The organism is Micromonospora haikouensis (assembly GCF_000876225.1).
GTDB classification, from domain to species: domain Bacteria; phylum Actinomycetota; class Actinomycetes; order Mycobacteriales; family Micromonosporaceae; genus Micromonospora; species Micromonospora haikouensis.
On sequence record NZ_JXSX01000002.1, the window covers coordinates 464,193 to 476,369 of the forward strand.

Sequence of the window (12,177 nt, forward strand, 5' to 3'; positions counted from 1 at the left end):
CCCTGGAGGTTCCCGTGGCCGCACTGCGCCAGTACCTCGGCGTATGGCGGATCCCCGGCGCGCCGATGCTGCTCGTCCTCGGCGTCATCGGCCGGCTCGGGATCGGCATGACGCCGTTGGCGCTGCTGCTCGTCGTGCAACAGGTCACCGGGCGCTACTCGCTGGCCGCCGTCGCCGGTGGCATCTACGCCCTCGCCGGGGCCGCGCTCAGCCCCGTCGCCGGCCGCGTCGCCGACCGGGTCGGCCCCACCCCCGTGCTGCTGGCCACCGCCGTCGCCCACCCCCTCGCGCTCGGCGGGCTGCTCTGGGCCAGCCGCACCGACGGCGCCAGCATCGCCCTGATCTACCTCGCCGCCGGGGTGGCCGGAGCCACGTACCCGCCGCTGACCGCCGCGCTGCGCGGCGCGTGGAACGACCTCACCAGCCCCGCCACCGGCCGGTACCACCTGCGCAACACCGCCCTCGGCGCGGAGACCGCGCTCCTCGAAGTCGTCTTCGTGCTCGGCCCGCTGCTGGTGGCCGCGTTCGTGCTGATCGCCGACGCGGCAGCCGCCCTCGTCGGCGCGGCCGTGGTCACCCTCGTCGGCACCGTCGCCGTCGCGCTCGGCCGGGTCATGCGCGGCTGGCGTCCCCACCCGAAGGAGCACCACGCCCGGGGGCTCGGCCCGCTGCGCGTCGGCGGCTTCCCCGCCCTGCTGCTCTGCATCGCCGGCCTCGGCATTGCGTTCGGGGCCGCCGGGGTCATCGTCCCGGCGTTCGCCGGAAACCAGCCCACCGACGACCCGGAAAGCCTGGCCGGCGTCCTGCTCGCGGTCTGGGGCCTCGGCAGCGCCGCCGCCGGCTTCTGGTTCGGCGTCCGCAAGCCCGCGGCCAACATGACCCGCCAGTTCGCCTGGCTGCTCGCCGCCGTCGCCGCCACCTTCGCCGTGTACGCGGTGATGCCCGGCCCGCTCGCCCTCGGCGTCGCCCTGGTCGTCGGCGGGGCCGCCATCGCCCCCGCGCTCACCCTGGAGAACACCCTCGTCGGGCGGATCGCCCCGGCCGGCATGCTCAACGAGGCGTACACCTGGGCGGTGACCATCATGGTCGCGTCCAGCGCCGCCGGTGGCGCGGTGGCCGGGCTGATCATCGACCACGCGGGCGGCGTGCCGTGGGCGTTCGTCTTCGCCGGGTCGGCCGTCGCCGTCGGGGCCGCCGTCGCCGCGCTGCCCGCCGGCCCCATCGCCCGCGCGGAGGCCACGGCGGTACGCGTCGAGCAGACCCTCGCCGCCTGAGCGGCCCGCTGCTCGGTGCTCCTCGGCGGCGGCTGCTGCCCGGGGCTGCTCGGCGCGGCGTGGGGCTGCTCAGCCGCTGCGCGGCGCGTACATGATGACGGCGACCCCGACCAGGCAGATGGCCGCGCCGACGACGTCGTAGCGGTCGGGCCGGAACTTGTCGACGACCATGCCCCAGGCAAGGGACCCGGCGACGAACACCCCGCCGTAGGCGGCGAGGATGCGGCCGAAGTTCGCGTCGGGCTGGAACGTGGCGACGAAGCCGTAGAGCCCGAGCGCGACCACGCCGCCCGCGATCCAGAGCAGCCCCCGGTGTTCCCGCCAGCCCTGCCACACCAGCCAGGCCCCGCCGATCTCGGCGAGGGCGGCGAGCAGGAACAGCAGGATCGAGCGGGCGACCGTCATGCGTCAGACCGTAGCCGTGCGGCCCCTCGTCAGCGGTGGACGGGATGGCAGGAGCGGGGGCGCGGTGCCCGCCAAGCGCGGTGAGCCAGCGGTACCTTGTCACCAGCAACCGGGCGGCACGGGCGGAGGGATCTTGGTCGGGCAAGTGAATGAAATCGGCATTGTTGATCTTTAGCAGTCCAGGTCAAGAAGTCTGTTCCCCGCGCACGCGGGGGTGATCCCTCCCGCAGCCGGTACAGCCGCTCGAGGCGCATCTGTTCCCCGCGCACGCGGGGGTGATCCACCATGAACCTAGCGATGGGCGTCCTGTTCCTGCTGTTCCCCGCGCACGCGGGGGTGATCCCCGCGAGGATCGCGGCCACCTGGCCGACGTGCCCTGTTCCCCGCGCACGCGGGGGTGATCCGGCCGGACCGATCTCGCTCCCCCAGTCGCGGAACTGTTCCCCGCGCACGCGGGGGTGATCCCCGACCAAGGACACGTTCACGCTTCGAGATCTCCTGTTCCCCGCGCACGCGGGGGTGATCCCTCCCGCGCCGACCGGCGGCCCTTCACCCAGGCACTGTTCCCCGCGCACGCGGGGGTGATCCCGGGACGACGCTGCCCGCTCCGGCACTGGCCGGCTGTTCCCCGCGCACGCGGGGGTGATCCCGTCGAACCGAGCGCCCAACTGCCCGTCTGGGTGCGGGGGTGATCCCGGCTTCCACGGCATCCTTCCGGACGCTATCGCCTGTTTCCCGCGCACGCGGGGTGATCCCCGGCTCGGTATGGCGGCGGTCATCGCGACGGCCTGTTCCCCGCGCATGCGGGGGTGATCCCGTGACCCGGACATACGAGGACTTGTACGCCGGCTGTTCCCCGCGGGGGTGATCCCGAACGCTCGCGAGAGAGTCTGGACCAGACCGGTTGTTCCTCGCGCACGCGGGGGTGTTCCGGTGGCGAAGGGCGAGCTGCGCGCCCTGCTGGCCTGTTCCCTGCGCACGCGGGGGTGATCCCAGCCGGTAGCGGAGCCAGGCCGTCCACAGGCCGTCAAAGGCCGGAGAAGGGCGACCAACGACGACCGAAGCCGCCCAGGTTCGCCCAGCTCACACAGCGTGCCTCGCTGCCCAACGAGGGACCCGACCGAGCCCTTAGCGGTAGTTGGTGAACTGGAGGGCGATGCCGAAGTCCTCGCTCTTGAGCAGGGCGATGACGGCCTGGAGCTCGTCCTTCTTCTTGCCGGTGACCCGGAGCTGGTCGCCCTGGATCTGCGCCTGGACGCCCTTCGGGCCCTCGTCGCGGATCTTCTTGCTGATCGCCTTGGCCTTGTCCGAGTCGATGCCCTGGACGACCTTGGCGTCGATCTTGAAGATCTTGCCCGAGGGCCGCGGCTCGCCCGCGTCCAAGGACTTCAGCGAGATGTTCCGCTTGACCAGCTTCTCCTTCAAGACGTCCAGGGCGGCCCGCACCCGCTCCTCGGTCTCCGCCTGGAGGCTGATCGCCTCCTCGCCCGACCAGGAGACCTCCGCGCCGGTGCCCCGGAAGTCGAACCGCGTCGAGAGCTCCTTCTCCGCCTGGCGGAGGGCGTTGTCGACCTCCTGCCGGTCGACCTTGCTCACGATGTCGAACGACGGGTTCGCTGCCATGCTGATGCTCCTGCTGTCCGGCGGTCAGTGCACGTACGTGCCGCTGGTTGGCGGCGGCACGACCCCCTGACGGTACCCGGTTGCGCTCGCCCCGGGAGCAACCGCTATCCTTGGCTCCGCTGCCACGCCACGGCGCGGCGGTGACGCCCTGGCGGGTTGCCCGAGCGGCCAATGGGAGCGGACTGTAAATCCGTCGCGAAAGCTACAGAGGTTCGAATCCTCTACCCGCCACCAGGTGCGAGCACGGCCCCTGAACAGCAGGAATGCTGATCGGGGGCCGTTGTCGTTGATCTCGTCGAGTCCGGCCAGGGTCCAGAGCGATACGACTCGTTGTGGGAAGATCGTGGGCGGGTCGATCTTGCCGTCTGAGGGCACTGCTAAAGCCTGCGAATGCTAGTAGTCGGGAATCTTGCCGGGGTTGGCGGGAACGCCTTGATGGGCCGCCTGAGGGTCGCCGGTTGGGCCTAGCCCGTGAACGGGGCCGCAACGGACGCGGCGACCGTCCGGAGGCAGTCGGTCGGTTGCTCTGCGACTGGGGCGGCTTGCCGCTGGCCGGCTCACCGCCCGCGCCGCCCGGAGCGCAGCGCCTTCATTCAACAGAGGAAATCGGAAATGAGGGCATGCGGCCCCGGCCGGGGGACCGCGTGGCTTCTGCCGGCAGGGACTTGAACCCTGAGCCCCGCCGGTGGTCTGTAGGTCACCTCAAATCGGGCGGATCGGCGTCCTGACTCGGTGAATCCTTACGTCGACTTACAGCAGTTCGCAGCCTTTGTTGGACTCAGTCTTCTTGCCCAACTTGCGCCCGACGATCTCGCCAGCCCATCGCTCGCCGTCGAGGTACCGGCGGCGGCGTTGCGTCCCGGCTGACGTCAGGTTGCTGCTGCGATTGTCCTGAGCGAGTAGTAGGCATGGATGCCGTTGACCTGGCTGATCCAGAAGCTCAGCTTCTCATCGGACGTCGCGCGCTGTGGTAGGAGTCCTAGCTGCTTCGCGAGAGCGTAGAAGCCAGGACCGGCATCGTTGGTATCTAGATAGTGCACCAGCGCAGAGATCATGAGCCCGGTGACGGGTCGGTTGCGGCCCACGACCAGGCTCAAGAGGTGTCCCATCGCCTTCCGGTCGATCTCGCGTTCAAAGTCGAAGGCCGGGAGCTCGGTCCGGCGTTCCAGGGTGGCGTTCAGTTCGGTGTAAGAGGTGACCCTGCCAAGCCGGGCACGCTCTATCAAGAAGGTCAGGCTGACCTCGCTAAAGCGATCCCACGTCTCGTCCTCGCGGCTGTACATCGACATCGCAGCCTCCGTGATGAAGAGTAGGGCGACCTGACCCCGCCGTCAGCGGGGCGCATGCTCACCTCCGACAAGAGTAAGGCTGGCCGATGGTCCCAATCGATCGCAAGTGGGCGGCAGCAGGCTTTTTGAAGCTCCTTGCCGACGCGGGGCAGCTCGTGGCCGATCGCTGGTTCCTCCTCCAGACCGCATCCCGGAGGGGCAGCGAGCCGGTGAGCCACTATCGCGAGAGAGTCTATTGTTACGAGCTCTACCACCAGCTTCGGACCCTGAGCGAAAGCTCTCTCGGCCGAGATGCAGGAGTTCCTGCGTACACGCTCTCGGGCGAGATTGACAAGGCCCAGCTGAACGCGGTGATTGACGGAGGGCGGCACAAGCCGGACTTGGTTTGGCATGTTCCCGGGCAGTGGCAGCACAACGCCGTCGTCGTCGAGGTGAAGGCGGCAGACCACCTTAGGTCTGGGCCGCTACGGAAGGATCTGCAGACTCTTCGCGCCTTCCTTGAAGCAGAGCGTGGGTATGAGCGAGCGGCTCTGCTCATCTACGGCGAATCCGAAGGCAAAGTCCTGCGGAGACGCATCCTTCAAGCCGCAGCTGATGTTGGCTTCCCTGCAAGTCTGACCCAACGCGTCCATCTTCTGTGGCATCGGCGGCCACGGCAGGCTATGCAGGACCTGGGTCCGCTCGCACAGCGTGTAGCCCATAGTGACGGTACGCCGTCGGGCAGCGTTGCTGTCGACAGTTAGGCCGCCGGCGACCGCAGCTGACTCCGCCGGGGTGTCAGGCTCAACCTGTCGGCTGTTGTCAAGCCTGTGGCGGCCGGCGTCGGTGAGCAGTGCCCAGGAGCTCGTTGGTTGACCCTCAGGGCCGACGATCATCAAGACCTCCGCTGCCTACTTACTGCCTCGCTGAGTGACGACTCGCCCGCGAAGTGCTTGAAAGGAGCCGATTCTCGGTAGGCTCTTCCGACTCGTCTCGCTGGTCACTGTGGGTGGAAGTGATGATGCGGCTCGCCTCCCGCAGAGCGCGAAGGTTTCCCAGCGCGTACCACGGCCGTAGGCGCTCAGGGTCAAGCGCGGTAGCGATCGGGATAGCCAACTCCTTGATGATTTGGGCCTTCCTCACGCGCGTGCGCGAGGAGAGCATCAGGCCGTGGACGCACATGACGTATTCCACCAGCAGTTGTCGAAGCGGTCCCCCGTAGACGGCGACGAACCGACCCGAGTCGTCAAAGAGTTGCTGCACGATCAGGCGCAGGCGCTCCTCTTGGCGCACCTGCTCAGCGCGGACACGGTCACGCACCTCGCGGCTCATGTCCTTCGGCAGCTCTTCTGCGAGTACACCAGCGGATAGCGACAGCCCTACTATTCGGCTCATGAGCTCCCGCCGGGCTGCGCGGCGTTCTTTATTGGCCTCCACGCGCGGCTTCACAACCTGCTCAACCACGGTCGCTGCCACCACGGAGGTTGCGACGGAAGCAGTGAAGGTTATGGCATCGATTGGCATTGGGCTCCTCCGCGGACGGCTAGCAGCTTTATCTTGACCTTCGATGGAGCATCGCCATGGGGTGCCGGATGCTGCCTTGCAAAGGCGGCGCACTGTCCTGGGCCGTCGTTTGCCAGTGTCAGCGAGTGGCGCTAGCGACGGGGGCCTTGTGGTCCTACGCCAGCATTCGTCGGTTGTTGTCGCACGTTGCGCTGGTTCTTGCTGACGCTATCCTCACGGGCCGAGTACTTGAGCCGCACTGCGGCGGGCCATGACGTCCTCAGCGTACTTGCGCATCGATCAGCCTAAAAGTCCTGCCGGGGGTGGCGGCTATCGCCAAGGTCCCCGCCGCTGCTCGTCAGCCCCCACCTCCTTCTGTCGGTTTACCATTGTCCACGGGTAGTCGCCGATTCGGCTGCACGCTTGGCTGGGTTGCGGGACGTCTGCGAACTGCTCCTGTTGCAAACCACTGCACAAGCGTGACTGCCAGGTGAATGGCCATCCGTGCCTCGTCTTGGTCATGCCGTCGAGGCGAGGGCGAACCCGCGTGCCGTGCGTGGCCGTCCCACAGCAGACCAATCATCGCGACGACAGGGTCAACTGCACCCTGATTGTTGCCCTTGATGGCCAACTCCCACTTGCTGCCAGCATCACGAAGATGCGCTCGGACCTTGCCGAGCGTTTCGAGCCTTCCTTTCGGTAGGACAACCGGGATGGCTGCCGCTTCGACCGCACGAACCGCTTCGTCGTATGCCTTAGAGGGGTCTGGGTTGAGGCCATAGGCTGAAGTCCATGCTGTGGCGAGATGCCGGCCCGCTTCTCTCCGGCCGGACGTAACGCTCTGAGCAGCCTCGCTAACGGTTTTATCCACTCGGCGTACTAGGCAACGTTCATTCCAGCTGAATTCGTAGGCGGATCCAGCATCGGTCAGTATCTGGTTAAGCCGCTCAGCTTCTAGTGCTTGTTTCGACGTCTCCGGCCACTCATACTCTGGGACCCAGTCCGCTATACCCGCGTACGAAGTCGGAACAGGCCCTGCGACCTCAATGTCCCACCGGAGTCCTTCGTCGAGGTGCAGCGCGGTATCGACGACGTCCAAAAGTTGGTCCGTCCTCGTTGTAGCCGTCACCAGTTCCTCGGCCGCCACGCCTCGACCAGATAGGGCAAGGCGCAGGCGTAGCGCGACCCGGCCAGCCAGATCACCCGGGCGGTCTAGCAGTAGGTAGCTCCTAGCCCACTCGGCGAGGGGCATCTCGAGGTGGGCTGGCACGCCTTCAAAAAGGCTCTCTTCTCGGAGTGACTGGTATCGCTGGGAGATAGGTCTCCAGTCGCTCTGCTCGTCAAGCGTCATCTTGATCTCCGCAAGGGGTAGAGAGGTGGGGCTGTGGCGGTGAGGGCCCCATACCTATCTGGGTTTGACTATGCCATCTCGGGCTTGAGGCGGCCGTTGAGGTAGGGCTGGGACGGCCGTTGGAAGCATGCGCCGGAGACGCGGGACTCGATGGTGCGGACGTGTCGGAAACCCTGCCGGCGGTAGTAGTCGTGCAGTCCGTGGTTGGTGGTCCAGGCGTCCAGCCGTAGCCAGGTCAGTCCCGCGTCGTAGGCCCGTCCGCCGGCCCAGTCCAGCAGTTCGCCGCCGAGGCCCGCGCCGGAGTGGGCAAGCGGGATCATCATCTTCGCCGCGTACAACGCGTCGGCCGGGTCGTCCTCCGGGTACCACAGCGCTTCGGGGTCCCGGTCCGGCTTCCACAGGCCGTCCACGTCGACATATGCGGTCAGGGTGATGGTGGCGATCGGGTCGTCGCCTTCCCAGACCAGCCACGTCTGTCCGGCGGATACCGTCGCCGCCACGGCGGAGCGGGGCAGCGGGATGGACCACTGTTCCTCACCCCGGGCGGCGAGCCACGCCACCCGCTCGCGCCGCCACTGCATGATGACGTCGACGTCCTGGAGCCGGGCCGGGGTGATGATCACTCGGGGGATTCCTCGGGGCGGAACCTGGCGATGACGCCGACGTCTCCGTGGGTGGTGACGATCTGGTTGCGGTCGCCCGCGAAGACGTTGAAGGACACCCGCACTGGGCGCTGCTCGGTGTAGCCGGTGCGGATGTGCAGCAGGATCGTTGTGCCGGGCTGCAAGCCGAGCAGGTTCGCCTCCTCGGGCGTGGGCATCCGGGAGACGTACTCGTCGTAGTAGGCCGTCTGCTGGTGACCCCGTTCGGCCAGAAGCCTGGTGGTCCCCTGCGGGATGTCCTTCGGCGACAGCAGCTCGCGGATCTCCTCGGCGAGGTCCATCGGGTAGTAGGTGTCCTGTAACGAGGACGGCTGGTCGTTGACATACCGGACGCATCGGCGCAGCACCGCGACCGAGTCGGGTTCGACGTGGAGGCGTTCGGCGAGTTCGGGCGACAGGGACCGGATCGTCAGGGTGAACTCCTGCGACGCCTCGTAGCCCTGGGCCACGACCTCCGAGCGCCACGCGTCCGTCTCGGCCGTCGGCTGGGCGGGCATCTCGGCGCGGTGGGCGTGGAAGGTCAGAGTGACCTTCCTTCGGACGATCATGCCGCCGCCGCGTCCGGGCACCCTCTGCACCAGGCCCTCGTTCACCAGCAGGGCGGTGGCGTCGCGGACGGTGTTGCGCGAGACGCCGTACTGGTCCTGGAGCTGCGGCTCGGTCGGGAGCCGGTCGCCCTCGCGCAGTGTTCCGGACACGATCTGGCCCCGAAGCTCGCTGGCGATCTGGCGGTACTTCGGCTGGCCCACGTCGCCGTCCCCTCCTGATGTCGTACCAACCAATCTATCCGCATGCCTTGACTGCCTCCTGCCCGCCTGTAATGGTTGGTATGAATCCAACCTTACTTACGGCTATGGCCCGATCGCAGAGGAGTGGCATGGATGATCAGGCCGGCGAGCTGGCACGGGACATCGAAGTGGTGAACCGGGCCCTCGCATCGACCCGCGCCCACCTGACCGCACTCGCTCGGGCGGAGGACGCCCTTGAGCTGCGCCGACCGACCCACTCGCCCCTGCTCACGCTCGTGGAGCAGGCCGAGAAGGCGGCGTCCCGGGTGACGCGGTACCTGCGGGCGCTCTCGCCTGCGCACACCTCTGACCTGACCAGGAATCGGGAGTGCTCGTGATCTCCGGGGTCGTGTCGATTGTGTTCGGTGGGCTGGTGCCGGGCTTCCTACTCGGGTTGCTCGCCTTCCGCGTCAAGTCCCGCTGGTGCCCGCGCTGCGGCGAGTCCACCCTGGCCATGCCGCCCCTGGAGCAGGACAGATGAGTGGCCGCGACGAGGTGCCGATCGGGCGGCGGATGGCGGAGCTGCGGGCCCGCCGGGGGATGAGTCAGCAGGTCTTCGCCGACCGGATCGGCAAGTCGAAGAGCTGGGTCGACAAGGTCGAACGAGGCGTACGCACCCTCGACCGGCTCTCCGTCATCGAAACCGTCGCCGCCGCCCTCGGCGTCACCCCGACCATCCTGCTCACCGGCAAGCCCCGCCGGGAAGGCGTCACCGACACCGACGCCGCCGTGGAACGCGTCCGCGCGGCGCTGGCCCGCCACGACCCACCCGGGGCCGACGCCGACAGCCCGACCGCGCGGCAGCTCGACGACCGGGCCGGGCATGCCTGGGCCGCGTACCGCAACGGCCACCACGCCCAGGTCCTGCGCGCCCTGCCCGACCTGCTCGCCGCCACCCGGCACACCACCCGCGCCGAGCCGGCGGCCGACCCGCCCGTCCGCGTCTACCGGCTGACCGCCCAGACTCTGGTCAAGCTCGGCCAGCCCCACCTCGCCTGGCTGGCCGCCGACCGAGCCATGACCGCCGCCACCGGCGACCCCCACCGCACCGCGCTCACCGCCGTCTCCCTCGCCCAGGCCCTGCGCGCCCTGCACCGGGGCCGCCTCGCGCAGGCCGCCGCGCTCAGCGCCGTACACCAGCTTGACCCGGCGGCGCACGACCGCCCGCCGGACCCGGGCCTCGCCGGGACGCTGCTGCTCGAAGCCGCCCTCGCCGCCGCAAGCTACCGCGACGCCGCCACCGCCCACGACCTCACCGAGCGCGCCGCCCACCTCGCCGCCGCGCACGACGACCACCATCAGCGTGACGGCGACGGCATCGCCTTCGGCTCCGCCGCCGTCACCCTCGCCCGCGCCCTGGTCGCCACCCAGCTCGGCGACCACCACCAGGCCGTCACCATCCATCGGTACGCCACCAGCGGCGACGGCTGGCACCAGCTTCCCGCCGAGCACCGCGCCGCCCACCTCATCGACATCGCCCGCGCCCACCTCGATCTGGGCGACCCGCGGGCCGCCGGCCGCGCCCTGATCGCCGCCGACCAGATCGCCCCCGCCGAGGCCCGCATCCGCCCCGCCGCACGCGCCGCCCTCACCGCGATTGTCCGCACCGGACTCACCGCCGCCGATGTCGCCCGCCTCGCCGCCACCGTCGGCCTCACCCGGCGGTAGGCACCTGCCCGATCTCGCCGCACTACTGCCGTCGCGCCGCCGACCCTGCGGCCCCGCCCGACGGTGCTGCCGACCCCGGCAGCGCCCGACGGTCGGCCACGAAGATCGTCTGTCGGGTACCGGCATCCGGTTCGGCGTGTCGCGCCGGTGACGAGCAGACGATCAAGGTGTTGCCATCCGGGAACGAGTGGGGTCGGGATGGCGCTTCGGGAGTGCGGCCGGGCGTCGTGAGTGATGTCGCATCTGACTCAGCTCCCTATGCGCGACAGAAGCCGCCCGCCGGGGCAATGGCAATGGGCGGCGACTCCGCCCTTTCCGGGGAAATCGAATGGGCGCGCGGCATCGTGCCATCTAGCCTCGCGAAGATGGACGATGCTGACGGGCGCGCCTTGGTCGAGCACGGATACGACGCGTTGTCATACCACTACCGAGCGGACGATGCCGGGGACGGCCAATACGCTCCGTGGCTCGCCGCTTTGCACCGACGCCTGCCGGGTGCGGCAACGGTTCTCGATCTCGGCTGCGGCTGTGGCGTGCCGGCCGCCCGCTTCCTCGCCGCCGCCGGGCACCACGTCACGGGCGTCGACATCAGCGCCGTGCAGGTCGAGCGGGCCCGCCGCCTGGTGCCCACCGGGGCCTTCCTCCGCGCCGACGCCACCCGCGTCGACCTGCCGCCGGGCTCGCCCTCATCCACCTGCCCCTGCCCGAGCAGCCCCGCCTCATCGGGCGCATCTTCACCTGGCTGCGCCCGGGCGGCTGGCTGCTGGCCACCGTCGGCGACAGCGCGTGGACGGGCACCGAGGAGAACTGGCTCGGCGGTCCCGCCGCCATGTGGTGGAGCCAGGCCGACGCGTCGACCTACCGCTCCTGGCTGCGGGAGGCCGGGCTGCTGGTCACCGCCGAGGAGTTCGTGCCCGAGGGGACGGGCGGGCACGCCCTCTTCTGGGCCCGCCGACCCCCAGCCTGACCAGGTCGCGGGGCGGGGTGCCGGGCGGGGCGCCGCCATGTCGGGCAGGTGGCGGTATCCCGGCCGCCGGATACCCCCATGTCGCCGACATGGCGGGCCCAGGGCGGGCCCAGCGCGGGCCCAGGGCGGGCCCAGGGCGGGCCCAGCGCGGGCCCCGCCCGGGCCCGGCCGCGTCGGGGACGGGGTCGAAGCGGGTTCGGGACGAAGGTCCCTTTCGATATCTCGTCGTCTGTGGTGTGCTGTTTTCCGATGCGTGGCGCCAGGGGGCTGGAGCATGCATTCAATGAATTTCCATGATTGGCGCGCTAGGTCCGAGTGTTCGCCAAATGAAGGACGGCGTGGAACGCGGGAACGCAGGGGTATCACCCCGCCAGGCAGGGCGTCCTGCCGATCGGTCGGACTTGTTGCCGTCCAGGCGGAGCCAGGCCACCGAGGGCTTTGTTGCCCTCAGTGCGTGTGGCACCATCATGGAATCTTCACGCCCCCCGTGCTGCCCGTTTCGTGACAGGAGCCCCACAGATGCCTACTCAAAAGCTGGGTCGGCTGCTCGGCTTGACCCTGATGCTGTTCGCGCTCGCCTCGGGTGCTGCTTCGGTCGCCTCCGTCGCCGGTGCCCCGGCCAAAGGCTCGGGCGGCTTGGTGAACCTCGAGTTCGAGTGGAACTAGGT

At 69.2% G+C, this 12,177-nt stretch carries 14 protein-coding genes, 1 tRNA gene, 1 pseudogene and 1 CRISPR repeat array; of the genes and pseudogenes, 8 read left to right on the forward strand and 8 right to left on the reverse strand.

What is annotated here, in order from left to right; all coding sequences use genetic code 11:
- Window positions 1–14 precede the first annotated feature (14 nt).
- Window positions 15–1,274, forward strand: a complete 1,260-nt coding sequence (locus TK50_RS18665; protein WP_043965450.1) for an MFS transporter — start codon at window positions 15–17, stop codon at window positions 1,272–1,274.
- A gap of 69 nt (window positions 1,275–1,343) precedes the next feature.
- On the opposite strand, the gene TK50_RS18670 is transcribed toward TK50_RS18665, so the two are convergent.
- Together TK50_RS18670 and TK50_RS18675 are read right to left on the reverse strand one after the other, a co-directional pair.
- Entirely contained in the window at window positions 1,344–1,679 is a 336-nt protein-coding gene (locus tag TK50_RS18670; protein WP_043965452.1) for a YnfA family protein, read from the reverse strand.
- A 193-nt stretch (window positions 1,680–1,872) separates the two neighbouring features.
- A CRISPR array of direct repeats spans window positions 1,873–2,329; the repeat unit is 28 nt; unit sequence CTGTTCCCCGCGCACGCGGGGGTGATCC.
- Between the two features lie 478 nt (window positions 2,330–2,807).
- Complete coding sequence (locus tag TK50_RS18675; RefSeq protein WP_043965453.1) at window positions 2,808–3,302, reverse strand: YajQ family cyclic di-GMP-binding protein; 495 nt, start codon at window positions 3,300–3,302, stop codon at window positions 2,808–2,810.
- Window positions 3,303–3,452: 150 nt separating this feature from the next.
- On the opposite strand from TK50_RS18675, the gene TK50_RS18680 reads away from it, so the two are divergent.
- Window positions 3,453–3,536 (forward strand) — tRNA-Tyr (locus TK50_RS18680).
- Between the two features lie 635 nt (window positions 3,537–4,171).
- Here the strand turns inward: TK50_RS18680 and TK50_RS18685 are convergent.
- The 6 genes from TK50_RS18685 to TK50_RS18705 form a co-directional block, all read right to left on the reverse strand.
- Window positions 4,172–4,591: a hypothetical protein gene (locus tag TK50_RS18685; protein ID WP_199486095.1), complete on the reverse strand. Its 420-nt coding sequence runs from the start codon at window positions 4,589–4,591 to the stop codon at window positions 4,172–4,174.
- Between the two features lie 464 nt (window positions 4,592–5,055).
- Entirely contained in the window at window positions 5,056–5,292 is a 237-nt protein-coding gene (locus tag TK50_RS18690) for a hypothetical protein (protein ID WP_043965456.1), read from the reverse strand.
- Between the two features lie 193 nt (window positions 5,293–5,485).
- Entirely contained in the window at window positions 5,486–6,094 is a 609-nt protein-coding gene (locus tag TK50_RS18695; protein ID WP_144420328.1) for a hypothetical protein, read from the reverse strand.
- Between the two features lie 337 nt (window positions 6,095–6,431).
- Complete coding sequence (locus tag TK50_RS33745) at window positions 6,432–7,424, reverse strand: hypothetical protein (protein ID WP_144420329.1); 993 nt, start codon at window positions 7,422–7,424, stop codon at window positions 6,432–6,434.
- Between the two features lie 68 nt (window positions 7,425–7,492).
- Window positions 7,493–8,047, reverse strand: coding sequence for a GNAT family N-acetyltransferase (locus TK50_RS18700; protein WP_043965459.1), 555 nt, complete (start codon window positions 8,045–8,047; stop codon window positions 7,493–7,495).
- Window positions 8,044–8,835, reverse strand: a complete 792-nt coding sequence (locus TK50_RS18705) for a GntR family transcriptional regulator (protein ID WP_043965460.1) — start codon at window positions 8,833–8,835, stop codon at window positions 8,044–8,046. Before TK50_RS18705 ends, TK50_RS18700 begins: the two co-directional genes overlap by 4 nt.
- A gap of 128 nt (window positions 8,836–8,963) precedes the next feature.
- Between TK50_RS18705 and TK50_RS18710 the strand changes: the two genes are divergently transcribed.
- From TK50_RS18710 to TK50_RS34190, 6 genes and pseudogenes are all read left to right on the forward strand, one after another.
- Window positions 8,964–9,212 carry a hypothetical protein gene (locus TK50_RS18710; RefSeq protein ID WP_241774054.1) on the forward strand — a complete coding sequence of 83 codons (249 nt, stop codon included), beginning with the start codon at window positions 8,964–8,966 and terminating at the stop codon, window positions 9,210–9,212.
- An 11-nt stretch (window positions 9,213–9,223) separates the two neighbouring features.
- Window positions 9,224–9,355 (forward strand): hypothetical protein, encoded by a 132-nt coding sequence (locus tag TK50_RS35465; RefSeq protein ID WP_277814343.1) that lies wholly within the window; start codon window positions 9,224–9,226, stop codon window positions 9,353–9,355.
- A complete protein-coding gene (locus TK50_RS35470; RefSeq protein WP_043965463.1) occupies window positions 9,352–10,542 on the forward strand; it encodes a helix-turn-helix domain-containing protein in 1,191 nt (396 codons plus the stop codon). Before TK50_RS35465 ends, TK50_RS35470 begins: the two co-directional genes overlap by 4 nt.
- A gap of 365 nt (window positions 10,543–10,907) precedes the next feature.
- Window positions 10,908–11,213: pseudogene (locus tag TK50_RS34980) on the forward strand (class I SAM-dependent methyltransferase); the annotation flags it as partial.
- Between the two features lie 158 nt (window positions 11,214–11,371).
- Complete coding sequence (locus tag TK50_RS34985) at window positions 11,372–11,509, forward strand: hypothetical protein (RefSeq protein ID WP_241774086.1); 138 nt, start codon at window positions 11,372–11,374, stop codon at window positions 11,507–11,509.
- A 519-nt stretch (window positions 11,510–12,028) separates the two neighbouring features.
- On the forward strand, window positions 12,029–12,175 hold the full coding sequence (locus TK50_RS34190) for a hypothetical protein (RefSeq protein ID WP_158499185.1): 147 nt from the start codon (window positions 12,029–12,031) through the stop codon (window positions 12,173–12,175).
- Window positions 12,176–12,177 lie beyond the last annotated feature (2 nt).

Excerpts from the sequence above, each read along its gene's own strand:
- TK50_RS18695 (WP_144420328.1), bottom strand. The coding sequence starts at position 6,094 with ATGCCAATCGATGCCATAACCTTCACTGCTTCCGTCGCAACCTCCGTG.
- TK50_RS34985 (WP_241774086.1), top strand. The coding sequence starts at position 11,372 with ATGTGGTGGAGCCAGGCCGACGCGTCGACCTACCGCTCCTGGCTGCGG.
- TK50_RS18670 (WP_043965452.1), bottom strand. The coding sequence starts at position 1,679 with ATGACGGTCGCCCGCTCGATCCTGCTGTTCCTGCTCGCCGCCCTCGCC.
- TK50_RS18710 (WP_241774054.1), top strand. The coding sequence starts at position 8,964 with ATGGATGATCAGGCCGGCGAGCTGGCACGGGACATCGAAGTGGTGAAC.
- TK50_RS18675 (WP_043965453.1), bottom strand. The coding sequence starts at position 3,302 with ATGGCAGCGAACCCGTCGTTCGACATCGTGAGCAAGGTCGACCGGCAG.
- TK50_RS18690 (WP_043965456.1), bottom strand. The coding sequence starts at position 5,292 with ATGGGCTACACGCTGTGCGAGCGGACCCAGGTCCTGCATAGCCTGCCG.
- TK50_RS34190 (WP_158499185.1), top strand. The coding sequence starts at position 12,029 with ATGCCTACTCAAAAGCTGGGTCGGCTGCTCGGCTTGACCCTGATGCTG.
- TK50_RS18685 (WP_199486095.1), bottom strand. The coding sequence starts at position 4,591 with ATGTCGATGTACAGCCGCGAGGACGAGACGTGGGATCGCTTTAGCGAG.
- TK50_RS33745 (WP_144420329.1), bottom strand. The coding sequence starts at position 7,424 with ATGACGCTTGACGAGCAGAGCGACTGGAGACCTATCTCCCAGCGATAC.
- TK50_RS35470 (WP_043965463.1), top strand. The coding sequence starts at position 9,352 with ATGAGTGGCCGCGACGAGGTGCCGATCGGGCGGCGGATGGCGGAGCTG.